20 protein-coding genes are annotated in these 22,778 nt (G+C 38.1%); 16 read left to right on the top strand and 4 right to left on the bottom strand.

What is annotated here, in order from left to right; genetic code table 11:
* The first annotated feature begins 18 nt into the window (after nucleotides 1-18).
* Nucleotides 19-1,143, top strand: coding sequence for a tRNA 2-thiouridine(34) synthase MnmA (gene mnmA / locus CC204_RS06885; protein WP_088269504.1), 1,125 nt, complete (start codon nucleotides 19-21; stop codon nucleotides 1,141-1,143).
* Between the two features lie 213 nt (nucleotides 1,144-1,356).
* On the opposite strand, the gene CC204_RS06880 is transcribed toward mnmA, so the two are convergent.
* Nucleotides 1,357-1,764, bottom strand: a complete 408-nt coding sequence (locus CC204_RS06880) for a hypothetical protein (RefSeq protein ID WP_088269503.1) — start codon at nucleotides 1,762-1,764, stop codon at nucleotides 1,357-1,359.
* Nucleotides 1,765-1,979: 215 nt separating this feature from the next.
* Between CC204_RS06880 and CC204_RS06875 the strand changes: the two genes are divergently transcribed.
* Nucleotides 1,980-2,345, top strand: a complete 366-nt coding sequence (locus tag CC204_RS06875) for a DUF1033 family protein (RefSeq protein ID WP_088269502.1) — start codon at nucleotides 1,980-1,982, stop codon at nucleotides 2,343-2,345.
* Between the two features lie 52 nt (nucleotides 2,346-2,397).
* Here CC204_RS06875 and CC204_RS06870 read toward each other — a convergent pair whose 3' ends face one another.
* A complete protein-coding gene (locus CC204_RS06870) occupies nucleotides 2,398-3,105 on the bottom strand; it encodes a DsbA family oxidoreductase (protein ID WP_088271675.1) in 708 nt (235 codons plus the stop codon).
* A 177-nt stretch (nucleotides 3,106-3,282) separates the two neighbouring features.
* On the opposite strand from CC204_RS06870, the gene CC204_RS06865 reads away from it, so the two are divergent.
* Nucleotides 3,283-5,367, top strand: a complete 2,085-nt coding sequence (locus CC204_RS06865; protein WP_088269501.1) for a DNA topoisomerase III — start codon at nucleotides 3,283-3,285, stop codon at nucleotides 5,365-5,367.
* A 64-nt stretch (nucleotides 5,368-5,431) separates the two neighbouring features.
* Here CC204_RS06865 and CC204_RS06860 read toward each other — a convergent pair whose 3' ends face one another.
* Nucleotides 5,432-5,746 (bottom strand): DUF1700 domain-containing protein, encoded by a 315-nt coding sequence (locus tag CC204_RS06860; RefSeq protein WP_088269500.1) that lies wholly within the window; start codon nucleotides 5,744-5,746, stop codon nucleotides 5,432-5,434.
* A gap of 144 nt (nucleotides 5,747-5,890) precedes the next feature.
* Here CC204_RS06860 and CC204_RS06855 point away from each other — a divergent pair, with 144 nt between their 5' ends.
* The 4 genes from CC204_RS06855 (at nucleotide 5,891) to CC204_RS06840 (ending at nucleotide 10,452) form a co-directional block, all read left to right on the top strand.
* Nucleotides 5,891-6,577: a response regulator transcription factor gene (locus CC204_RS06855; protein WP_088269499.1), complete on the top strand. Its 687-nt coding sequence runs from the start codon at nucleotides 5,891-5,893 to the stop codon at nucleotides 6,575-6,577.
* On the top strand, nucleotides 6,570-7,589 hold the full coding sequence (locus CC204_RS06850) for a sensor histidine kinase (RefSeq protein ID WP_088269498.1): 1,020 nt from the start codon (nucleotides 6,570-6,572) through the stop codon (nucleotides 7,587-7,589). The genes CC204_RS06855 and CC204_RS06850 overlap by 8 nt, the downstream gene beginning before the upstream one ends.
* Before the next feature lie 107 nt (nucleotides 7,590-7,696).
* Complete coding sequence (locus CC204_RS06845) at nucleotides 7,697-8,455, top strand: ABC transporter ATP-binding protein (protein WP_088269497.1); 759 nt, start codon at nucleotides 7,697-7,699, stop codon at nucleotides 8,453-8,455.
* A gap of 2 nt (nucleotides 8,456-8,457) precedes the next feature.
* Complete coding sequence (locus CC204_RS06840; protein ID WP_088269496.1) at nucleotides 8,458-10,452, top strand: FtsX-like permease family protein; 1,995 nt, start codon at nucleotides 8,458-8,460, stop codon at nucleotides 10,450-10,452.
* Nucleotides 10,453-10,558: 106 nt separating this feature from the next.
* Here CC204_RS06840 and CC204_RS06835 read toward each other — a convergent pair whose 3' ends face one another.
* Nucleotides 10,559-13,282: a serine hydrolase gene (locus CC204_RS06835; protein WP_088269495.1), complete on the bottom strand. Its 2,724-nt coding sequence runs from the start codon at nucleotides 13,280-13,282 to the stop codon at nucleotides 10,559-10,561.
* A gap of 255 nt (nucleotides 13,283-13,537) precedes the next feature.
* On the opposite strand from CC204_RS06835, the gene CC204_RS06830 reads away from it, so the two are divergent.
* The 9 genes from CC204_RS06830 (at nucleotide 13,538) to cydC (ending at nucleotide 22,490) form a co-directional block, all read left to right on the top strand.
* Nucleotides 13,538-13,858, top strand: coding sequence for a hypothetical protein (locus CC204_RS06830; protein WP_088269494.1), 321 nt, complete (start codon nucleotides 13,538-13,540; stop codon nucleotides 13,856-13,858).
* Nucleotides 13,859-13,884: 26 nt separating this feature from the next.
* Nucleotides 13,885-14,307, top strand: coding sequence for a VOC family protein (locus CC204_RS06825; protein ID WP_088269493.1), 423 nt, complete (start codon nucleotides 13,885-13,887; stop codon nucleotides 14,305-14,307).
* Nucleotides 14,308-14,660: 353 nt separating this feature from the next.
* Entirely contained in the window at nucleotides 14,661-15,206 is a 546-nt protein-coding gene (locus CC204_RS06820; RefSeq protein WP_088269492.1) for an NADPH-dependent FMN reductase, read from the top strand.
* Between the two features lie 143 nt (nucleotides 15,207-15,349).
* Nucleotides 15,350-15,826, top strand: a complete 477-nt coding sequence (locus tag CC204_RS06815) for a nucleoside deaminase (protein WP_088269491.1) — start codon at nucleotides 15,350-15,352, stop codon at nucleotides 15,824-15,826.
* A 15-nt stretch (nucleotides 15,827-15,841) separates the two neighbouring features.
* Nucleotides 15,842-16,132 (top strand): hypothetical protein, encoded by a 291-nt coding sequence (locus tag CC204_RS06810; RefSeq protein WP_088269490.1) that lies wholly within the window; start codon nucleotides 15,842-15,844, stop codon nucleotides 16,130-16,132.
* A gap of 439 nt (nucleotides 16,133-16,571) precedes the next feature.
* Entirely contained in the window at nucleotides 16,572-17,987 is a 1,416-nt protein-coding gene (locus CC204_RS06805; protein ID WP_088269489.1) for a cytochrome ubiquinol oxidase subunit I, read from the top strand.
* Nucleotides 17,984-19,009 (top strand): cytochrome d ubiquinol oxidase subunit II, encoded by a 1,026-nt coding sequence (cydB, locus tag CC204_RS06800; protein WP_088269488.1) that lies wholly within the window; start codon nucleotides 17,984-17,986, stop codon nucleotides 19,007-19,009. The genes CC204_RS06805 and cydB overlap by 4 nt, the downstream gene beginning before the upstream one ends.
* Nucleotides 19,006-20,733, top strand: coding sequence for a thiol reductant ABC exporter subunit CydD (gene cydD / locus CC204_RS06795; protein ID WP_088269487.1), 1,728 nt, complete (start codon nucleotides 19,006-19,008; stop codon nucleotides 20,731-20,733). The genes cydB and cydD overlap by 4 nt, the downstream gene beginning before the upstream one ends.
* The gene (cydC, locus tag CC204_RS06790) at nucleotides 20,733-22,490 is read left to right on the top strand and encodes a thiol reductant ABC exporter subunit CydC (protein WP_162288328.1); all 1,758 of its coding nucleotides are present in this window, start codon (nucleotides 20,733-20,735) and stop codon (nucleotides 22,488-22,490) included. The genes cydD and cydC overlap by 1 nt, the downstream gene beginning before the upstream one ends.
* Nucleotides 22,491-22,778: the final 288 nt, after the last annotated feature.

The raw sequence follows: 22,778 nt of genomic DNA, 5'->3' as shown, positions 1-22,778 counted from the left end.
TGAAATGATGGTGATCAAATGACAGATAACAGCAAAACTCGTGTTGTTGTAGGCATGAGCGGCGGTGTAGATTCATCTGTTACAGCATTGCTTTTAAAAGAGCAAGGCTATGATGTCGTGGGTATCTTTATGAAAAACTGGGATGACACAGACGAAAATGGTGTATGTACAGCAACAGAAGACTACAAAGATGTAGCAAAAGTTGCCGATCAAATTGGTATTCCTTATTATTCAGTCAACTTTGAAAAGGAATATTGGGATCGAGTGTTTGAATACTTTTTAGCGGAATATCGCCGCGGCCGCACACCGAATCCGGATGTGATGTGTAACAAAGAAATCAAATTCAAAGCCTTTTTGGATTATGCAATGCAACTAGGAGCAGACTATGTAGCAACTGGTCATTATGCCCAAGTCGAACGCAAAGAAGACGGCACAGTACGCATGTTGCGCGGTGTCGATAATAATAAAGATCAAACCTATTTCTTGAGTCAACTGTCTCAAGCACAACTTTCTAAAACAATGTTCCCGTTAGGCGGCATGGAAAAATCAGAAGTTCGTGCGATCGCTGAAAGAGCGAACTTGGCAACTGCTAAGAAAAAAGATTCGACTGGTGTATGCTTCATCGGTGAAAAAAACTTCAAACAATTTTTAAGTAACTATCTGCCAGCGAAAAAAGGAGATATGGTTACATTAGATGGTGAGATCAAAGGCCAACACGATGGTTTGATGTATTACACGATCGGTCAACGCCAAGGCTTAGGGATCGGCGGGGGCAAAGGTTCACAAGAGCCGTGGTTTGTGATCGGTAAAGATCTTGAAACGAATACCTTGTATGTTGGTCAAGGTTTTCATCATGAACGCTTATACGCGACTCATTTAGATGCAAGTGAAATTCATTTCACTGTAGATACAGAGATGCCGAAAGAATTTGAATGTACAGCGAAATTCCGTTATCGCCAACAAGATGTACCAGTCAAGGTTGTTTTAACTGGTGATGGAACAACAGCGAAAGTCATTTTTTCAGAACCCGTTCGTGCAATCACTCCTGGTCAAGCCGTTGTCTTTTATGATGGGATGGAATGTCTGGGCGGCGGTCTGATCGACCAAGCATATCAAGAAGAAAAAGTTTTACAATATATATAGTAGGTTGAGACAAAAGTCGTTAAGGTTTGAGCAATTGGAGCAAAAGAAAAATAATACGTTTTTTGTAATGATTGCATTTTGAGAAATTGCCGAAGTAACCTGACTTTTAACCGTTTTTATCAAGTTTTAGAGCGAAACTGGGTCGTAACTCGTAGAGTTACGACCCAGTTCTTTTTAAAATGAATAAATGGTGGAAGCAGAAATAATTTCCGCTTATTTCTTGGAGTTTATCCCATCCTGACTGTTGCTATTACGAAAATAAGCTCTAGATTCCGGGGACACGATCAAATAAACAAATGAGCTGAATTCTGCTACACGAAAAGCAAGCATAATCATTTTTGGGAACATTCGCACCATGATCGGTGGATAAAAATACATCAAAAAAATGAAGGGAATAAATAAGCAAGAGAGGATATAGCCTTTCTTTCCGCCAGTCAAAAGACCAGCGATCACGATGATATAAACGATGAACACTAAAATCTGGTACCAAACATCTGCTCCAAAGGTTCCATCCCCTTCGACAACAGCTTTCAACGCCATGATCAGGCTAATAATGATCAAAATATTATTGTAAAGAAGTAAATAAAGAGCAATTGAATTCCAAAATACAGGTTTTTTCATAATAAACGATCCTTTCCATAGTATTCCTATTTTAGCAAATGCTTTTTCCATCCGCAATTAGATAAAAAGGAAAAATTTGACGTTATTCTCCTTTAACTTATGTTAAAATAAAAAATGAGCGTTTAAACAACAAACATTTCACAAGCACTTAAGTTGAAAGATTTCTTTTAAGTGACTAGAATAGCACTTGTAGAAAGAATTGGAGTGATTAGCGGATGTACCAAGTGATTACCATGTACGGTGATAATGAGCCGTGGTGGTTTTTTGAAGACTGGCAGGAAGATATCGAAGAAGAGAAAAGCTTTGATTGTCTGGAAGATGCAGAGCGTTACTACATAAAAAAATGGCGGGAACTTTCATCTACCCACGAATACATAAATACTAAAGTAAATTATTTGGCTGCGTTTTGGAATGAGGGCGATGAACGCTGGTGTGAAGAGTGTGATGAAGATTTACAGCAATATAGAGGGTTAGCCTTATTGAAAGACCATCAGGCGGTGACGTTTGAAAGCGGCGATGATTTTCATGAACGTCATAATGATTGTGGAAAACCTAGATGCTGTAAAACAAGCCTAGTCTAAAAAAAGAGTTGAAAAGTGGCAGATTGCTCTGTCCTTTCAACTCTTTTATTGTTTAATCACAGACCCATTTGCCATCTTCCATAGTACAAGAAGCACCAGTTGGCTGGTCCTGATCTAAGATTTCAATGACTGGACCTTCTTTTTCTTTGATTGTTTGGATCGCTTGGATGATCTGTTCAAACGGCTGGGCACCATTGATCAAGTACTTTCCATTAACGATCAACGCTGGAACACCTGATAATTGATAGCGATCGGCTAATTGAAAATCAGCTTCAACTAAAGCTAATGTTGCAGGATCATCAAATGCTTTTTGCCATTGATCAAAATCTAAAGAGCTTGCTTGAACAAGAGCGGAGATGACTGTAAGATCTTCAATATTTTGATTGTCGACAAATAACGCGTTTTGTAATGCATCGAAAAGTTCCCAGTAGCCTTCCTGTCCTGCAATGACACCAGCTGCTTTGGCAGCGACCAACCCATGTTTTGAAGTTGGGAAAAGAAAATCAGCCTGTTCCATGCCTTTGATATTAAAACGGTGCAGGTCATCATTTTGATTGGCATGCGCCCAGTGAGAAAGGATTTCTTGTTTGGCTTGCTCTCTAGAACCGAACATTTGAGCAAGATGTTCCGGCTCCCAAGCAAGCGGGAAGGAACGGTGAATGATTTTTATATCGGGAAGCTCTTTTTGAACCTCTCTCATGCGATAAGACATGGGAAAACAAAAACTGCAAATAACGTCGTGAAAAAATTCAATTGTGATCATAGTTTCTCCTTTTTTATACTTACTAATAGTAAGTATATCTCTTTATTCGTTACATTTCAATAAAAAGATTTCCAGAGACCGCAATGGTTGAAGAGAATATGTTAAAATAAAACCATTGAAATTTACAAATAAACGGACATCTATATAAAAGTCAAAGAAAAGTGAGTGAAAAAAATGGCGAATAAACAACTAATCATTGCTGAAAAACCTAGTGTAGCTAAAGATTTGAGCAAAGTGCTAGGGGCAAATCAAAAAAATAAAAGCTATTATGAAGGACCAACTGTCATCGTAACTTGGGCATTAGGTCATTTATTAGGCTTAAAAATGCCGGAGGATATCAATAAAGAATGGCAAAGCTGGCAAATGGAAACTTTGCCGATGGTGCCAAAAAATCTAGGGATCAAGCCTTTGCCAAAAACCGGCCATCAATTAAAAGCAATCAAACAATTAGCCAATCGTAAAGATGTTTCAGAAGCTGTGATCGCAACGGATGCCGGACGTGAAGGTGAACTTGTGGCTCGGTGGATCTTGGAATATGTTCATTTCAATAAGCCGGTCAAACGACTATGGATCTCTTCTCAAACAGATAAAGCAATCAAAGACGGCTTCAAAAAATTACGACCTGCTAAAGAATACGATAATTTATACTATTCTGCATTAGCTCGTGCTAAAGCAGACTGGTTAGTTGGATTGAACGTAACTAGAGCGTTGACTGTTAAATATCAGGACAGCTTATCGGCAGGACGTGTTCAAACACCGACATTGTCTTTAGTACGACAACAAGAAAAGAAAATCGAAAGTTTCCGTCCACAAGCTTATTTTTCTGTAGACCTACATGTGCAAAAAGAAAAAGCAAAATTAGTACAAAGTAATCCATACAGTTTTAAAGAACGTAATGACGTAGAAGCATTTGTCAAAAAGCTTAGTGAAACCAAAGGAAAAGTAACGGATATCCAGGAAAAAAGTAAGACAGAACAAGCACCATTGCCTTATGATTTAACAGAAATCCAACGAGAAGCGAACCAACGTTATCAATTTTCAGCTAAGAAAACATTGTCCCTTGTCCAAAGCCTATATGAATTTCATAAAATCGTCACTTATCCAAGAACAGATAGTAAATACTTGACCACAGATATGAAAGCGACGATGAAAGAGAGGCTGCAAGCAGTCAGTGATTTCGCACCAGAAGTGAAAACATATATCAAAAATGGTGCTCAAGTCAAATTGACGAAAGTCTTTCAAAATGAGAAGGTGACAGACCACCACGCATTGATTCCAACAGAGCAACGCCCGCGCTATGAAAAATTAAGTGGGGATGAACAAAAAATCTACAATATGATCGTTACACGCTTTCTAGGAATGTTCGCAGAGCCGCACCGAACAAAGCAAACGAAAATAACCGTGAGTTTTGGCAAAGAGCAATTTATTTTCCGTCAAAGCAAAGTTGAAGAAGCAGGCTGGAAGCAAGAAAAAGAAGAAGTTGTACCATCTGTTGACTGGAAGCTGGGTATGGTTATTTCACCTAATTTCACGATCAATAAAGAATTAACAAGTCCGCCCAAACCTTTAACGGAAGGAAGCTTGCTAGGTTTGATGGAAAAACACAGCCTAGGCACACCAGCTACTCGTGCTGAAATCATTGAAAAGCTGATCAAATCAGAATTAATGGAGCGCACAACAAGTGGTTTGATGGTTTCATCAAAAGGAAAGCAATTACTTGAGCTAGTCAATCCCTCGTTGGTAACACCTGAATTAACGGAAAAATGGGAAAAAGAACTTGAAGCGATCGCAAAGGGCAAACAAAGCAGCAAGGTTTTCTTGAATGAAATCGAGCAAGATACGAAAAAGCTGGTCAGCGAAATCAAACAGAGTCAAAGCAAATACCAGGACTTTTCAATTACGCAGAAAAAATGTCCGGATTGCGGCTCGAACTTGCGTGAGAAAAATACCAAAGATGGTAAAATCTATGTTTGTACCAACCAAGAGTGCAGCTATCGCAGAAGAAAAGATCCCAAGGTATCGAATCATCGTTGCTCTCAATGTCATCGCAAAATGGAGATCATCGAAGGAAAAAATGGTGCCTATTTCAAATGCAAATACTGCTCGATCACTGAAAAAATGCAAGACAAAAAAGAACGCAGTAAAAAATTGAGCAAACATGAAGAACGCAAATTAATGAAAAAATATACACAAAAAGAAGAACCAGAAGAAAGTGCATTGGCTCAAGCGCTAAAAGCAGCGATGCAAAATAATGAGTAAACAATAAAAAATAAACCTAGAGAACAGTTCTAAGAACGATCTCTAGGCCTATTTTTTTTAAAGCTCATTTATACAAACTTTGTTGATGAAAAGCAAAATACTGGATAAACAATGCTTTCACTTTGCTGGTAGCGATTTTGGCAAAGGGTAAAATCACAGTAAAGCTAAGTGTTGCAAGAGCTGCTCCTAAAACGATGCGCCAAAGCGTAAATTCCTGTAACTGTAGGAAATGTGCACCAATGACTAAAAACGGTGAAGCAATAAAAGAGTAGACGATGACCCACAAAGAGAAAATCAGTGCAATCAGTGCAATACCGAATCCAACTAAAATCAAATCTAAAAATAATAACCCAACCAGTGCTGCCCCATTTATTTTCATATAAACCTCCTGAATATCATTTGATAACCTAAGTATGACAGAAGGATCAATGGAAAACCCCCGACCTGAGACTGATTTTTTATTAATAGGAAATAATGCTAAAATAGGGAATAGAAATGAGTAGAAGGATTATGGAGGATAGGTATGAACCAGAAAATATTCATTATTGAAGACGATCCAGTGATCACAAAGGTACTGGAAGAGCATTTGACTCAATGGGGCTTTAGTTGTTGCAGTGTAGCGGATTTTCAGCGTGTCGATCAAGAGATTCAAGCGTTTGAAGCAGATCTTGTTTTGCTTGATATTTCATTACCGTTTTATAACGGTTTTTATTGGTGTCAGGAAATTCGTAAAGATTCAGAGGTCCCAATTATTTTTCTTTCATCTGCTAATGATAATATGAATATGGTCATGGCAATGAATCTTGGTGGAGATGATTTTATTCCTAAGCCATTTGATCTTTCTGTTTTAGTGGCGAAAATCCAGGCTTTACTCCGTCGTAGCTATCAGTTTGGTCAACATCAACAGGAGTATCACTATACAGAATATGAACTAAATCCGCAGGAGAATGTTGTCAAACGGCGTGATGAGTCCGTTTTACTCACACCAAACGAAAGTAAAATATTATTATTGTTATTTCAGCATGTCGGTAAAATCGTTCCTCGCGAAGAAATCATGGAAAAGCTCTGGGAGGGCGATGAGTTTGTCGATAGTAATACATTAGCTGTCAATATGACCCGTTTGCGAAAGAAGTTATCGGCTATTGGCTTGGATAAAGCGATTCAAACGGTAAAAAACAAAGGCTATTTATTGGAGGATACCGATGAGTAAATTTTTCGACGAGCTTCAGTTGTTTCGATCTTTTTTAAAAGAGCGTATTTTACTTTATGGCGGGTATCTACTCTTATGTCTGATTTTTTTATGCACCTTTTATCTCTGGGAACTTCCTTTAGAACCATTTTTTGACGGAGCAGCATTTACCTTTGTCTTGCTATTTCTTGTATCCATTGGTCGTTTTTTCCGCTATCGTCGTGTACATAGAGAATTATTACGTATAAAAAAAAATCCGGACTTTCATCCCAGTCAGCTTTCTTTATTGCCTAAAGGTAGTTGGTCATTACTTGAAGCTGATTACCGTAATTTGTTTTTAGCCGCTGTTGCACAAAAGGAAAGAGCAGAAGTAACTAGTGAAGAATTAAATCATCAATTGATCGATTATTACAGCATGTGGAGTCATCAAATCAAAACACCGCTTGCCGCCTTAGATCTTCTTGTCCAGGCCCAAGCTGAGCCTTCCTCAGCAATGAAGGCCGAGCTGTTTAAAATCGAGGAATATCTCAATATGATGCTGCAGTATTTAAGAATGAACCATGTAAATAACGATTTGGTTATAAAAACACTGGATTTAGATCACTTGATCCATTTGACTGTAAAGAAATATGCGAGCTTTTTTATACAAAAAAATTTAACGATCACAATAGCTTCAAACCTAAAAACGGTGATCAGTGATGAAAAGTGGCTGATCTTTATCCTCGAGCAGTTATTGTTCAATGCAATCAAGTATACGTCAAGTCAAGGGGAAATCAGCATTTACTTTGAAGGTGAATCTTTGGTGATCGAAGACTCCGGTATTGGCATCTTACCAGAAGATATACCACGTGTTTTTGAACAAGGATATACAGGGTTTAATGGACGGGAACATCAGAAAGCGACTGGGCTAGGACTTTATATGAGTGAGCAGATCGCTCAAAACATTGGGTTAGTCTTAACGATCGAATCTGAAATCGGTACTGGAACGAAAGTATTTATCCGTTTTCCACAGGAGCAGTTTCAAGTTGAATAACATAACCAAACTTACCATATCGTAAGTTTGGTTTTTTATCTGTAAGTAGCATCCTTTCTTACCCTGCCTTATGATAGAGCTAAGGAATGAACAGGAGGAAATGACGAATGAAGTTATTAGATGTCAAAAATATAAAGAAAACCTATCAGACACGGTTTGGTGGGAATCAGGTAGAAGCGCTGAAGCAGATCAATTTTTCTGTTGAAAAGGGAGAATATGTAGCGATCATGGGCGAATCAGGATCTGGGAAAAGTACGCTTTTGAATCTCTTAGCCACGTTAGATCAACCGACTTCTGGAGAAATCTTATTGAATGGAAGCAGTCTTTCAGCTATTAAGGAGAACGATTCAGCAGCGTTTCGTAGAGATCACCTAGGGTTTGTCTTTCAAGATTTTAATTTACTAGATACGTTTACAGCACGGGACAATATCTTTTTGCCTTTAGTTTTGGCAAAGGTTTCGGTTGCCGAGATGGAAAAGCGGATAGCGCCTTTAGCGGCTAAGCTAGGTTTGGTTGGTTTGCTGGATAAATATCCTTATGAATTGTCTGGTGGACAAAAACAGCGAGTTGCTGCAGCTAGAGCAATCATTACGAGGCCGGATATTATTTTAGCAGATGAACCAACTGGTGCACTAGATTCAAAAACTTCCGCTCAATTGTTAGCAATGTTTCAGCAGCTGAATGATGATGGACAAACCATTTTGATGGTGACTCATAGTTCTGTCGCAGCAAGTCATGCCAATCGGATCTTGTTTATCAAAGATGGTCAGGTGTTTAATCAGCTACATCGTGGACATCAAACGAACGATCAATTTCTAACGATGATTTCGGAAACGATGACCGCATTATTAACGAAGGAGGTCTAAGGATGTTCTATGTTAATTTGGCGATAACCAATTTGAAAAAAAATAGAAAAGTTTATCTTCCTTTTTTACTATCAATGATCTTTTTAGTTGTAATCAATGTGATCCTGCAAGTTTTAGTGAAAAACAAAGGGATGAATACTTTACCATCAGCTGAATCAGCGAAACAACTTTTTGGCTTTGGGCAATATGTAATCTTGATTTTTACGATTATCTTTTCTCTATACACAAATAGTTTCTTGTTAAAGCAACGGAAAAAAGAACTAGGACTGTATAACATTTTAGGAATGGGCAAAAAAGAGTTAAGACAGATGCTATTTTGTGAAACTGTTCTATCCTATTTTATCACTATCATCTGTGGAACGATCATTGGGTCTGTGTTTGCTAAATTCTGTTTTTTAGCATTAAAGAAAATGACGCAACTAGGAGAGCAATTTATCTATGATTTTTCCTTCCAAAGTATTCTCTATGTCATTGGATTATTTTTTATTATTTATACTCTACTTTTTTCGTGGAATGTTTTACAGCTGCGTTTAGCTAATCCGATTGAACTGCTTCAGGGCTCACAATATGGTGAAAAAGAGCCTAAAACAAAATGGCTAACGGCTATCATCGGACTTCTTTGTATAGGAAGTGGTTATTATATATCTGTTACGATCCAATCACCGATCAGTGCGATTTATCTCTTTTTTATTGCGGTTGTACTTGTCATTATTGGAACCTATGCCTTGTTTACGGCCAGCAGTATTGCCATTTTGAAAGTATTGAAGAAAAACAAACGCTACTATTATCGACCCAATCATTTTATTTCTGTCTCAAGTATGATTTATCGAATGAAACAAAATGCGGCTGGTCTAGCAAGTATTTGTATTCTTTGCACGATGGTACTAGTGACGATAGCGACGACAGCCAGCTTATATTTTGGTATGGAAAATGTATTGCAAAATCGTAATCCATTTGATATGACTATTGGGGCTAAAGGCCAACAATTTACCAAAGCACAAATGGAAAGTATCAATAACGAACTTGTCCATCTGGCAGAGGAACAGGATGTTAAATTGCATGATAATAAATTATTACAGGTAGATAACAGTGTACTATTGTCTAAAAAAGCAACAGGCATCTATGAAGGATTTGTTGGTGAAATGGGGGAGACAGCTTTCGTTGATTCTGCTATGTTTACCTTTATTACTGAGGCGGAATATAATCGATTAACGGAGGAAAAAATAGCTTTAGCGGATAATGAAATTGCAGTCTATATGTTGACTGGAACCTATAAACAAACAGCGATCACTATTGCTGATCATACGTATAAGATCAAGAAACAGATCGACAAGATCGAATTTTTACAGCAGAGTGATTACGGTTTAGTCGATACATTCTTTATGATTTTCAAAGATGAGGAACAGATTGCAGCGTTGATCAGTTCATTACCTGAAAAAAGTGCAAAAGGTGTAAGTTATTCTCTTTATGCAAACCTTGAAGGAAGCCAAGAGAATCGTTTAGCATTTGGAACTGCTGCACGGGAATTATTAAAACGGCAATCAACAGAGCTTGATTTTTCTTCAATCGACTTAGACAGAGAAGATTCTCTTTCATTCATTGGCGGCTTTCTTTTTATGGGGATCATTTTTGGGTTAACATTTACGCTAGCAGCAGGAATCATCATCTACTATAAACAAGTGTCAGAAGGGACTGAAGATCAAGGCCGTTACGATATCATGCAGCGTGTGGGGATGAGTCATCAAGAAGTACAGCAGACGATTCGTAGTCAAATCTTGATGGTTTTCTTTTTTCCGATTGGCTTAGCAGCACTGCACTTAGCGTTTGCTTTTCCGCTGATGCGAAAATTATTAGTTTTATTTGGATTGACTGACTGGAAATTTTTCATGCTTGTGTGCTTTATTACAGTCTTTAGCTTTTTCCTACTTTATTTACTGATGTACTGGCAAACGTCGAAAGTGTATTATCAGATCGTTGAACGAAAAGTCAGAGGTTAAGTACCTATTGCATTCATTTAGTCGAATAAAAAAAGAAGAACCTTTGATTATCAATCAAAAATAATCAAAGGTTCTTTTTTAGTTGTCGATTTTATGTTGCAGTGAGTTATTTCATGATGGCATAAATCTCTTTTGAGAGAATCGAGATCGTTTCATAAGAGACGTAATTTTTTGTCATTACACTAAGAATATACGGTTTCTTTGCATAGACGATCGCAACATCATGGCGATACTCGTCTACATCGCCAATTTTATGTCCGACTTTCACAGGTAAATATTTAGGAATTCTTTGATCATCGTAGACAGTATCTTGTAAATATTGGTTGGCAACTCCGCCGAGTTTATAAATGGCTTGAATCAGTTGCGCGTTTTGTTTGGCACTAGCCCGTAATGTCCAGCTAGTCCAGTTTCTACCGGTCAGGGCGTTTATTTCATTCAGGAAAGGTTTGTCGTATTGATTCGCTGAATAATAACCTAAGAAATTAGCGCCGACATTATCGGAATATTTTATTGTATTTCTCAGTGCTGTTTGGACCGTATAAAATTGGTAATCAGCATATTTAGGCATGATACCTGCTCCGTCGGGAGAATATGCACCGCGAAATGAATTCACTTGGGAAGTGTAAAGCAGCGGCTGCGATAATTTCATTGCACCTGAATTTATTTTTTTCTGTGTATAGTAAATACCTGGGAGTTTGCCTGTACTTGCTGCAACAAACTCAATATTGGGATTGATGGAAGCAGAACCTGTTCCGTTGGCCGGCATAACATAAATACCTAAGCTGCTGCTGTTGTATTTTGTATTCAATAAATGCTGTACTTTTTTTAGTTTATCTGCATAATCATTTTGCTGGTAGCTTTTCGATAGTGAAGGGACATATTTTCCCTTTTGGATAAGCTTGACTTCAAGTGCTTCCATGCGATAACCGTAAGCAGAAGTGCCGGCCTTTTCCCCATTTTTCGTCCAGCCTAGCCAGCCAAAGGATTGCACATGGGCGCGATAATAAATATCATAATATTTTTTTAGGTCACCAGTTAGCCGAAGTTGAACAGCTTCGATCTGAAGATTTCTACCTGTCGTTCCAGAAAGAGCGCCATTTGCAACGAATCCTTGCCAGCCAATATTTTTAATATGACTATTATATTGGATCGATCCGCTTAAATCGGAGTTGGGGATACTAAACTTAAGACCTTCCAATTGGCGTTTTTGCCCTGTTGTACCAATGATCTTTCCGCTATTATCAGGAGGCTGCCAACCAATACCTCCTACATGAGCTTGAGTCGTTAATTTAGGTGTTTTGATCGCAGGTTTCTTCACTGCTCCCGGAGCTGCCTGCCCTTTGACGACAAGCTTGATTCGAATGGCTTGGATACCAAATGAAAAACCTGTAGTTCCAGCCACTTGATCATTTTTTGCCCAATCCAGCCACCCAAAATTTGCTGCATGAACTTGATAATAGATATCGAATTTTTCAGCATACTCATCAGTCAGTTTCAATTGAACGGCTTCTACTTGTAATTTTTTCCCCGTTGTTCCTGCGGTCAGTCCATTATTCACATAGCTCTGCCAGCCGATATCTTTCACATGTGTTCTATAAGAAACTCCGCCGCTTAACGTAGGCTGTTCAAGTTTGACTCTTAATGCTTCGATTGATAACTTCTGCCCTGTTGTACCAGAAGTAGCGCCGTTTTTTACATAATTTTGCCAACCAACTGTTTGGACATGAGTTTGATAATTGAGCTTAGGTGCAACCATAGCGGGATGATCTGTGGCTCCAGGAGCTGCTCCATTTTTAGGAACAAGTTTGATTCGAATGGCCTGCATATCAAATGAAAAGCCTGTAGTTCCAGCAATTTGATCATTTTTTGCCCAGTCCAGCCAACCGAATTGAGCGGAATGCGCTTGATAGTACACATCGAATTTTTCAGCATATTCTCCAGTTAACTTCATCTGGATAGCTTCTATCTGTAATTTTTTTCCTGTTGTTCCGGCCATAGCACCATCTGTCACATACGGTTGCCAGCCGATATCTTTTACATGTGTTCTATAAGAAATTCCGCCGGAGATTTCTGAGGGTTCAAGAGTGATCTTTATTCCTTCTAGTCGTAGTTTTTTTCCTGTTGTACCAGAAGTGGCACCATCCTTTACAGGTGCTTGCCAGCCGATATCTTTGATATGGCCCTCATAGAAGATGGAAGGTACTCTTTCTGGTTCGATCGGTATTTCTTCTGTTTCTGAAGTGGACGTCTGAGTTTGCTGCTCTTGTTTTTGTTCTAAACGAGCATCGATCGTTTTTATATGTGTTGCTTGGTCGCTTTTTTCAGCTAGTTGACCGTCATTTTTCCATTCTGACCATTGCTCTTTATCAGAATAAACACGATACTTGATCGTATAATTCTCTGCTAATTCATTGGAAAGAATGAAGGAGATATTTTTAAGTGTGTGTTCTTTGAAATGCAGCGGCTCTCCATTAGTTGCTTTTAGTTGTTTTCCATCAGTCGTTTCGAGTGCATAAGTGATTCCATTTGGTATCGTTTGCACTTGTTGATTGGACAGACTTGCTTTTATTCCTAAAAGCGGTTGTTGTTCATCAAGTGAGGGCGCCCAGTTTCCCCCAAAAAGCATTGAAAAATGCAACTGGATACGCTCTGCTTCTGCAGTAGGAGTTGTGTCTGATTCTTGCGTTGTACTTTCTAATGCAGTTGACTGCTCAGTAGTGAGGCTTGGTTCACCAGAAGATTCACTTGATTCAACCGTCGTGGCATTCACTGTAGGACTTCCAGCTAGAAAGATGAAGCCTGTTAAAAGAAGACAAATAAACTTTTTCATTTTTTTATAACCATCCTTTTTTTATCTATCATAATTATAATTTATTTTGTTTTTTTAAACTAGGATAATTTAAAAGTAAGATTCAATAACGCGCTCAGGAAAATCAGCTAAAAGTAAAAAGACTTGTTTGTTATGGGAATAGTTATAAATTAAAAAATCTAATAGTAAGGAGATAAAAATTTAATGATATAATAGATTATTAAAAAGTATCTAAAATGTTGAGGTAGAATATCGCGAATAAAAAGGGGTTTTTTTATGAATAAAAGAAGAGTGCTGTTTTCTTTTTTGTTAATGGCGGTACCGGTGTTGATTGGTTTTGTGATTAGTTTTTTTATGAAGGTTCACGCATTATATATCATAGGTGGTGAATATGCGGTCATGTTCTTATTCATGCTGCCGTCGGATGTTTTTTCTAGAAGTAGCTTAGATTACAATATCAAAAGTGTTAACCCAACCTATAAACATGAATCACCAGATTATGTCGGTGGAACAAAACAACAATTGGTGAACTTTTTACTAGTTGCGTTAATGCTTGTCGGGTGTCTGTTTTTGATTTTTTTGTTAGGTGATTACTAGCTAGTAAAAGAGAGAAGGGGATACAAATGAAACAAGCAATTGTCCACATTGCATTAGTTGTCGAGGATTATGATGCAGCGATCGATTTTTATACAAAGCAGCTAGATTTTATTTTAATCGAAGATACCTACCAGCCTGAACAAGACAAAAGATGGATCGTTGTATCACCGCCAGGCTCACAAGGGACGACTGTTTTATTAGCAAAAGCCTCAAAGCCGATCCAAAAGGAATTTATCGGAAATCAGTCAGGTGGTAGAGTTTTTCTATTTTTAGGCACGGATGATTTCTTTAGAGATTATCAGAAGATGCTTGAAAAAGGAATCGAATTTGTTCGGGAACCTAAGCAAGCAGATTATGGAACTGTCGCAGTATTCAAGGATTTATATGGTAATTTATGGGATTTGTTTCAATTTAATGAAGATCATCCAATGAATGGAAGGATCGACTGATTCTAAAAAAGGAAGGAGAATAGACAATAAAAATCATTGGTCTATTCAAAGATAGGTTCACTGATTAAGTGATCTAGGAATAAAAATGGCAAAAGGCATTCAAAAAGGATGGCTTTTGCCTTTTTTTATTCGAATGGACTAGTGAGTCTATAAAGAAAGCAAAACATTAAAATAACTATCGTTATTTATATAGGTAATAATCTATTCTTTGGCTTGATTATCAGCGTATTTGATCTGTAAGTAAAAAATAATTTCGTTATTTAAATTTTTATGCTTGAATTTTTTTGAAACTGGGGGTATACTCAGTATATAAAATAAACTTACTTTTAGTAAGTGTTTGGGGGAATAAACTTATGACAAAATATGGTGTAATTGTAGGATCTACTAGAAAAAATTCTTATTCAGAAGCTGTGGCAAAAGCGATTGTAAAAGGTCTTCCCGCAGATGCAGAGGTATCTTTTTTGAATATCAAAGATTTACCATTGTACAACCAAGACTACGATGAAAATTCTCCAGAAGCATATACAACGTTTAGAAATGAAGTAGCAGCGCAAGATGCATTTATCTTTGTAACACCAGAACATAATAGAAGTATTACAGCAGCATTGAAAAATGCATTAGATGTTGCTTCAAGACCATGGGGTCAAAGCGTTTGGGGTGGTAAACCAGCCTTAGTTGCTTCACAATCTATTTCAGGCATTTCAGGTGTATTGGCTAACCATGTATTGCGTCAATCATTAGTTTTCTTAGATATGCCGACAATGCAACAACCAGAAGTTTACATCGGTCAATCTGATAAATTATTTGATGAAAACCTTGAACCTAACAATGAAGGGACAAAAGACTTTTTGGCAAGTGTTGGTAAACAATTTAGCGAATTTGCTGCTAAGTTTGCTTAGTAAAAAATTCTCTGCACTCTGAGCATTACAGTATTTGATTTAAAGTGTGAAACAAAACGGATTGTTCGTTTTGTTTCACACTTTTTTTGTTAAGCATGCTATACTTTGAGTGGATAGAAAAGATGAGGTTTGGAGGGGAAAAAATGAGTGACTCTCAAAAACAATTAGATATCAGCTTCATGAGGCAGGCACTGGAACTTGCAGAAGATGCCGCTAAAAGAGGAAATGAACCGTTTGGTGCTTTACTGGTAAAAGACAATGAAGTGATCATGACTGGTGAGAACCGTATTCATACAGAAAATGATCCTACTTATCATGCAGAGTTAGGACTGATTCGTGATTTTTGTACAACAGAAAAGCTTTCTGATTTACGTGAATATACTCTTTACACAAGCTGTGAACCTTGTTGTATGTGTGCAGGAGCTATGGTTTGGAGTTGTTTAGGTCGGATGGTATATAGCTTGTCTCACGATGAACTGGCAACGATTGCAGGTTTTAATATTATGATCGGCAGTGAAGAAATTTTTTTAAGGAGCCCAAATCGTCCGCAAGTAGTGAGCGGTGTACTAAAAGAAGAAGCGGTTCCTATTTATCAAGACTATTTTCAGGACAAGACTTAAGAAAGAGGAAAACGGATGAAAAAAAATGAGTACTTAGCTTTAGTTGCAATGGAAGAATGTGCCGAGGTTCAACAAGCATTGTCAAAAGCAATTCGTTTTGGTTTTAAAGACCACCATCCTTCTAGAGCAGATGAAACAAACGAAGAGCAAATGCTGACTGAATTTTATCAGTTGACGGCAATGATCGAAGAGCTGGAAAAGCAAGGAGTGATCAAGCATTTCCCGGAAGAGACGATCACTAAAATAAAACAAGATAAAATAAAAAAAGTCTATAAGTATATAGATTATCCAAAAAAAGAAAGATAGGGAAACTAAACTTTATTTAACTAGAGTTAATTCAGTTGAAATCGATAGTTTATCGGCTAAAGTAATAATAGAAATCTTCAGTTGAAATCGATAGTTTATCGGCTAAAGTAATAATAGAAATCTTCAGTTGAAAGTCTTCTATTTTCCCGATTATGAGAAGTTTCATTCATTTTCTGATTTTTTCAAGAAAAGTAGGCATCTTTTGATGAGAAATGAACGGAAACATTTGAATTTTCTAAATAAAGGAGTATACTCTAAATTGGAATCATTCTAAATTTAATAAAAACAGTTTTCACATTTAGTTCATAAGTAAGTTTATTTTATTCGCGGTCTGACTCTCATTTTGCAGCACCAACCAACTGTACAAATGACTCCTTCATTCGAGTAGAATCGGCTTCTTTCTTTGTGTGGAGACAGTAAAAAACAAGGGGGATTATTGATGTTTGATATTGTATCATTAGCAAGATTCCAATTTGCGATGACCACAGTCTTTCACTTTTTCTTCGTGCCATTTTCAATAGGATTAGCACTTGTTGTTGCAGTGATGGAAACGATGTATGTAGTGAAAAAAGATGAGCGTTATCGTAAAATGGCGAAGTTTTGGGGCAACATTTTTCTATTGAGTTTTGCAGTAGGTGTGGTCACAGGTATTATTCAAGAGTTCCAGTTTGGTATGAACTGGTCTGATTATTCACGATTTGTAGGAGATATTTTTGGTGCTCCTTTAGCTATTGAAGCGCTACTTGCATTCTTTTTAGAATCTACATTTTTAGGATTATGGATTTTTACTTGGGATAAAGTAAGTCCCAAATTACATTTAACATTTATTTGGTTGGTTGTCTTTGGCTCAATGATGTCAGCATTCTGGATCTTAGCAGCAAATAGTTTCATGCAGCATCCAGTGGGGTATACGCTGAACAATGGTCGGGCAGAATTGATCGATTTTGGTGCGGTGATCGCCAATCCGAAAGTCTGGTATGAATTTAGCCACGTATTGGCTGGTGCGGTCGTAATGGGCGGAATGATCGTTGCTGGTTTGGCGGCGTTCCAAATTTTGAAAAAGCGTGATGTCAGCTTCCATAAAGTGTCTATGCGTATTGGTATGTGGATCGCATTGTTTGGTTCTTTAGGCGTCTTATTAGCTGGGGACTTACAAATGAAAGCTTTGATCGAAGGACAGCCAATGAAATTTGCAGCAATGGAAGGTGCATATGAAGATTCTGGAGATCCTGCGGCCTGGACGTTGATTGCTTGGGCTGACGAAGCAGAGCATAAACAAGTATTCGGAATCCAAATTCCATATGTATTAAGTATTTTATCTTATAATAGTCTGTCTGGTTCTGTTGATGGAATGGAAACAGCGAACAAAGATTTAATTGAAAAATATGGTGATAGAGATTACTTCCCGCCAGTCAATACACTATTTTGGAGTTTCAGAGTAATGGCCGGTTTTGGCGTATTGATGTTGTTAGTTTCAGCACTAGGACTCTTCTTTACTCGTAAGAAAAAACCATCATTATATGAAAAACGCTGGATGGTTTGGATCGTTGCTTTATGTACATTTGCTCCATTCTTAGCGAATACAACAGGTTGGTTGATCACAGAATTGGGTCGTTATCCTTGGACTGTTTATGGATTGTTTACGATCGAAGACAGTGTGTCACCAAACGTTTCTGTTGCTTCATTATTAACATCAAACATTATTTACTTTATTCTTTTTGCAGGTCTTGGTTCTGTGATGGTTTACTTGATCACTGTTGAACTGAAAAAAGGCCCTGATTATGAAGAAAAGAAATTAGCACAAGCGAATGCGACTGAAGTAGATCCATTCGATAAGGAGGTCTTTGAAGGATGAGTACATTGCAGTTACTGTGGTTTGTATTGATCGGTATTCTATTTTCAGGCTTCTTCTTCCTTGAAGGGTTTGACTTTGGTGTCGGAATGTCGGTTCAAACATTAGCTCATGATGAAGAAGAAAAAGAACAAATCATCCAAACGATCGGACCTGTTTGGGACGGCAATGAAGTTTGGTTATTAACAGCAGGTGGTGCGATGTTTGCTTCGTTTCCATACTGGTATGCGTCACTATTTAGCGGCTTTTACTTGATTTTATTCATTATTCTAGTTGGTTTGATCATTCGTGGTGTGTCATTTGAATTCCGTCATCGGATGCCTGATGGTAAACGACGTAGAATCTGGAACTGGACACTTTCGATCGGAAGTTTCATAGTACCGTTTTTCTTTGGCATTTTATTTATCAGCTTAGTACAGGGAATGCCTTTAGATGTCGATGGCAATATGTCGGCTACTTTCACTGATTATATCAATGTCTTTTCTGTTGTCGGCGGTGTTGCGTTGACCTTATTATGCTACTTGCATGGATTAAACTATATTACGTTGAAAACAGAAGGTCCGGTTAGAGAGCGTGCACGTAATTATGCCTCATTCTTTTACTGGGTATTATATGTTGGTTTAGTTGTATTTGCAGCGTTGTTATATTTCAAAACAGATTTCTTTGACAATCATTTTGCTGTGACGTTAGTACTTGTTCTAGCAATCGTTGTTATGACAGTAGTTGCAAATGTCAGTGTCTTTAAGAAAAAAGAAATGGTGGCGTTTATTGCCAGCGGTTTAACCTTGGTTCTATTAGTTGCTTTATTATTTAGCGGCTTATTCCCACGTGTGATGATCGGCAGTGAAGGCTATTATGACATCTTGATCAAAGATGCATCAAGCAGCCCGTATACGTTAAAAACAATGACTTGGTTATCGTTGACGATCTTGCCATTCGTATTAGCATATACCGCTTGGTCCTATTATATCTTTAGAAAACGAATCAAACATCCGGCAATCGCTGCTTTGGGGTATGAAGGATGATCGATAAAGCCATCTTAAAGATGCCTAAAATTAAACAGACGATGATTTTGCTTGCAGGTTTTTCTCTCCTGCAAGCAGTCTTTATAATCGGGCAAGCATTTTACTTAGCTCAAGCAGTCGTTGGACTTTGGGAAGGCGGCAAACTTCGTGATCAGCTGACTGCAATCATCCTCTTCTTTTTATTTTACACAGGCAGACATGTTGTAACCTATGTACGAGAAAAAATGCTGGATCGTTTCAGTTATGCGCGTTCGCGCGAGTTGAGAGAACAACTGCTGCAAAAGATCTTTCGTTTAGGACCAACAGTCGTTCAAAAAAATGGGACCGGTAATATGGTCACTATGGCACTTGAAGGAATCAGTCAGGCAGAAAATTATCTTCATTTGATTTTGATGAAAATCATGAATATGATGATCATTCCTTGGTTGATCTTGATATTTATTTTTACACTAGACATTCGTTCCGGTGTAGTTTTACTAGTCGTTTTTCCAATGATCATTATTTTTATGATCATTTTAGGGTATGCAGCGCAAAGTAAAGCAGATAAACAGTATAAAGCCTTTCAATTATTATCGAATCATTTTATCGATTCGTTGAGAGGAATCGATACGTTAAAATTATTCGGCTTGAGTGAAAAATATGCCGGTAGTATCTATAATACGAGTGAGCGTTTTAGACGTGCGACAATGAGTACCCTTAAAATTGCTATTTTATCTACCTTTGCTTTGGACTTCTTTACGACATTATCAGTTGCTGTAGTAGCAGTCTTTTTAGGATTAAGTTTGTTAAATGGAGGGATTTTACTGTTCCCTGCTTTGACGACGTTGATTTTAGCACCGGAATTCTTTTTACCGGTACGTGATTTTGCTAGTGATTATCATGCAACCTTAGACGGGAAAAATGCGTTTCAAGCGATTCAGGCAGTGTTAGATTTAAGCGAGGCACAAGAGACTGATAAGCTTTCTCTAGGTGATTGGACAGCGTTGAGTGAATTATCTGTTGAACAATTAACGTATAGCTATGAAGAAGCACCTCAAGCTGCATTGAAGGGCTTGGATTTCAATGCTAAAGGCTATCAAAAAATAGGGATCATCGGTGCCAGCGGTTCAGGTAAATCGACTTTGATCAATGTGCTGAGCGGCTTTTTAGCACCGGATGTTGACACGATCATTGAGGTTGACGGTCAAGCAATTCCACATTTTTTGCAAAAAGAATGGCAAAAGCAGGTCGTTTACATTCCTCAAACACCGTATATTTTTCAAGATACATTGGCAAACAACGTTCGTTTTTATACGCCGGATGCTTCAGATGATCAGGTGGCAGCGGCAATTGAATTAGTTGGTCTGCAGAGACTTGTTTCAAGTTTGGATCAGGGCATGCATACACTGATCGGTGAAAGTGGTCGGGTATTAAGTGGTGGACAAGCACAAAGAATCGCTTTAGCCAGAGCTTTTTTAGATCAAGAACGTCGTATTTTACTCTTTGATGAGCCGACTGCTCACTTAGATATTGAAACAGAAGTAGAATTAAAAGAAAGAATGCTGCCTTTGATGGATGAGCATTTAGTCTTTTTTGCGACACATCGTTTGCACTGGATGGCTGAAATGGACTATATTTTAGTAATGGACAAAGGACAGCTTGTAGAGGCAGGTACTTTGGCTGAACTAACAGAAAAAAACGGCTACTATGTGCGGTTGATGAATCAAATGAGGGGGACTGAATAATGGAAAATACCCCAACAAATCAAGAATTATATAAAAAAGATCAATGGGTCAAACCATTTCTGAAAAAGTATAAGGGCTTGTTGTATTTAGCATTATTTTTAGGTTTTTTAACGTTTTTTAGTGCAGGAGCGTTGATGTTCAATTCTGGTTATTTAATTAGCCGGGCAGCCTCACTTCCTGAAAACATTTTGATGATCTATATTCCGATCGTTTTGACACGGGCTTTTGGGATCAGCCGGCCGGTATTTCGCTATATTGAACGTTTGGTCAGTCATAATTGGGTCTTGAAGATGACGTCTGACTTGCGTTTGAAGCTGTATTTGGTTTTAGAAAAAGATGCGATCTTCTTTAAATCAAAATATCAAACGGGAGATATTCTGGGCTTGCTTTCAGAAGACATCAATCATTTGCAAAACTTATATTTGCGAACGATTTTTCCAACAGTGATCGCTTGGTTGTTATATATTTTCATTATTATCGGTTTAGGGCTATTTTCGTGGTGGTTTGGTCTGTGTATGTTGTTGATGCTTGGCGTAGTAGTCTTTTTACTGCCGTTGATTTCTGTATTGGTCAATGGTGCGCGGCAAGAGCAGCAAAAAGTATCGAAAAATGAGCTGTATAAAAAGTTAACCGACAACATTTTAGGTGTTTCTGACTGGGTCTTTAGTCAGAGAGGGCATGAATTTGTTCATTCGTATGAAAAAGATGAAGCAAATCTGCGTGAGTTGGATGAGCGGATCAAACGCTTTAATCGCTTCCGTGATTTTATTCTGCAAACTGCTTTTGGCGGAATCACCGTCGCGATTTTAGCCTGGACCAGTGTGCGTTTTCAGGGAGATCATGGCGGCGCTGCAAACTGGATCGCAGCCTTTACGCTGACTGTTTTTCCGCTGATCGATGCCTTTGCTCCGTTACCGGATGCTGCACAGGAAACCAATATCTACAAAGATTCGATCAAGCGTTTAAATGAGTTGCCGGAGGTGCAGCAAGCACAGGAAGCGGCAGATTTGACCATTGTAGGCACAGAAATTCTAATCGACGATCTTTCTTTTTCTTATGATCAAACGGATCATAATGTTTTAGAAAACCTTACGTTAACGATTCAACCAAAAGAAAAGCTGGCTATTTTAGGACGAAGCGGTTCTGGGAAAAGTACACTGGCAAGCTTGATTCGCGGAGATTTGGTTCCGAGTAAAGGAACGATTACTTTGGATGGCACTCCAACAGCTGACTTTGGCGATCAGATCACACGATCGATCGGTGTGATTCATCAAGCACCATATCTATTTAGAACATCTATTTTAAATAATGTTCGCCTTGGTCGAGAAGAAGCATCAGAGGCAGAGGTTTGGCAGGTACTGGCGAGTGTCGGTCTGAAAGAAATGGTCCAAGACTTACCGGAAGGCTTGCAAACGATGGTGGATGAAGCTGGCTTGCGTTTTTCTGGCGGAGAACGTCATCGGTTAGCTTTGGCACGGATTCTGCTACAGGATACGCCAATTGTTTTACTGGACGAACCGACGACAGGACTAGATCCAATCACTGAACAACAATTACTGAATACCTTTTTTGAAACGTTAGCAGACAAAACGATCATCTGGATCACGCATCATTTACAAGGCGTTCATATGATGGATCGAGTGATATTTATTGAGGATGGGCGTTTGGAAATGAGTGGAACACCGGAAGAATTATTGGCAACGAATCAACATTATCAACAACTGTATGCCATTGATCGAGGAACGACCACCGAGTGATTTTTTACAAAAATAAAAGGAGAGCGAAACAAAACTAAAAATCAGTTTTGTTTCGCTCTCTAAATCCTAATAAACGGTGAGAAAAAAGTAGCTACTACGCTACACTTCGATCACATCAAATTCTAAGTGCTAAAGCACTAAGAGTTGAAGGCTTCGGAAATAAGCAGAAATTCACAAAAATTTGAAAAGCAATTTTCATGAATTCCTTCTTATTGCTGTAAAACACAACGAAGAATAAGTTGATGTTGCACAGTACCTACTCGGTTCTCAGAGCTAAACACTTTTGTC

It is taken from the genome of Enterococcus wangshanyuanii (genome assembly GCF_002197645.1).
In the GTDB taxonomy this organism is placed as follows: Bacteria; Bacillota; Bacilli; order Lactobacillales; family Enterococcaceae; genus Enterococcus_L; species Enterococcus_L wangshanyuanii.
This window is presented reverse-complemented; position numbering and strand designations above follow the sequence as displayed.

Bases quoted from the DNA above. Each gene is read 5' to 3' on its own strand.
- mnmA (WP_088269504.1), top strand. From the start codon at position 19: ATGACAGATAACAGCAAAACTCGTGTTGTTGTAGGCATGAGCGGCGGT.
- CC204_RS06880 (WP_088269503.1), bottom strand. From the start codon at position 1,764: ATGAAAAAACCTGTATTTTGGAATTCAATTGCTCTTTATTTACTTCTT.
- CC204_RS06875 (WP_088269502.1), top strand. From the start codon at position 1,980: ATGTACCAAGTGATTACCATGTACGGTGATAATGAGCCGTGGTGGTTT.
- CC204_RS06865 (WP_088269501.1), top strand. From the start codon at position 3,283: ATGGCGAATAAACAACTAATCATTGCTGAAAAACCTAGTGTAGCTAAA.
- CC204_RS06860 (WP_088269500.1), bottom strand. From the start codon at position 5,746: ATGAAAATAAATGGGGCAGCACTGGTTGGGTTATTATTTTTAGATTTG.
- CC204_RS06855 (WP_088269499.1), top strand. From the start codon at position 5,891: ATGAACCAGAAAATATTCATTATTGAAGACGATCCAGTGATCACAAAG.
- CC204_RS06850 (WP_088269498.1), top strand. From the start codon at position 6,570: ATGAGTAAATTTTTCGACGAGCTTCAGTTGTTTCGATCTTTTTTAAAA.
- CC204_RS06845 (WP_088269497.1), top strand. From the start codon at position 7,697: ATGAAGTTATTAGATGTCAAAAATATAAAGAAAACCTATCAGACACGG.
- CC204_RS06840 (WP_088269496.1), top strand. From the start codon at position 8,458: ATGTTCTATGTTAATTTGGCGATAACCAATTTGAAAAAAAATAGAAAA.
- CC204_RS06835 (WP_088269495.1), bottom strand. From the start codon at position 13,282: ATGAAAAAGTTTATTTGTCTTCTTTTAACAGGCTTCATCTTTCTAGCT.
- CC204_RS06830 (WP_088269494.1), top strand. From the start codon at position 13,538: ATGAATAAAAGAAGAGTGCTGTTTTCTTTTTTGTTAATGGCGGTACCG.
- CC204_RS06825 (WP_088269493.1), top strand. From the start codon at position 13,885: ATGAAACAAGCAATTGTCCACATTGCATTAGTTGTCGAGGATTATGAT.
- CC204_RS06820 (WP_088269492.1), top strand. From the start codon at position 14,661: ATGACAAAATATGGTGTAATTGTAGGATCTACTAGAAAAAATTCTTAT.
- CC204_RS06815 (WP_088269491.1), top strand. From the start codon at position 15,350: ATGAGTGACTCTCAAAAACAATTAGATATCAGCTTCATGAGGCAGGCA.
- CC204_RS06810 (WP_088269490.1), top strand. From the start codon at position 15,842: ATGAAAAAAAATGAGTACTTAGCTTTAGTTGCAATGGAAGAATGTGCC.
- CC204_RS06805 (WP_088269489.1), top strand. From the start codon at position 16,572: ATGTTTGATATTGTATCATTAGCAAGATTCCAATTTGCGATGACCACA.
- cydB (WP_088269488.1), top strand. From the start codon at position 17,984: ATGAGTACATTGCAGTTACTGTGGTTTGTATTGATCGGTATTCTATTT.
- cydD (WP_088269487.1), top strand. From the start codon at position 19,006: ATGATCGATAAAGCCATCTTAAAGATGCCTAAAATTAAACAGACGATG.
- cydC (WP_162288328.1), top strand. From the start codon at position 20,733: ATGGAAAATACCCCAACAAATCAAGAATTATATAAAAAAGATCAATGG.